Here is a 516-nt window from a genome sequence, read left to right as displayed (position 1 = left end):
TGTTAGATGCTTGCACCAGCTATGGGACTCAGCTTTTTTGGCCGATAAGCAACACACGCTATGCCTGGAACACGATCTCGGTTATCGACCCCGCTTTCTCACTTCCTATTTTGATCCTGCTTTTGTTTGCCGCACTGAAGCGAAATCGAAGTTATGCGCGTGTCGCATTTCTATGGTCTCTGGCTTATCTGACTCTTGGGGTTATTCAACGAGATAGAGCAGAAGCGGCCGGGTGGAAAATCGTCCAAGAGCGACAGCACAGTGCTGTGCAGCTAAAAGCAAAACCAACCTTCGGCAATCTTTTAGTCTGGAAAGTGATTTATGAAACGGAAGATAACTACTATGTGGATGCGGTAAGAGTGGGGCGCTCAATAAAAATCTATCCTGGCGAATCCACACCAAAGCTCAATGTGAAAACACAATTTCCATGGCTCGACCCACAATCTCAGCAAGCGAAAGATATTGAACGTTTCCGTTGGTTTTCAAATGGTTTTGTAATGCAAGACCCGGATGACT

1 protein-coding gene is annotated in these 516 nt (G+C 46.1%); it reads left to right on the top strand.

The annotated features are described in order from the left end of the window. On the top strand, positions 1-516 hold a 516-nt coding region (locus tag R8O10_RS27565), incomplete at both ends, for a metal-dependent hydrolase (RefSeq protein ID WP_318192279.1).

The organism is Vibrio sp. 1727 (assembly GCF_033344415.1).
GTDB classification, from domain to species: Bacteria; Pseudomonadota; Gammaproteobacteria; order Enterobacterales; family Vibrionaceae; genus Vibrio; species Vibrio alginolyticus.
Note: the sequence above shows the minus strand (reverse complement) of the source record. Positions and strands in the feature narration are given on the sequence as shown.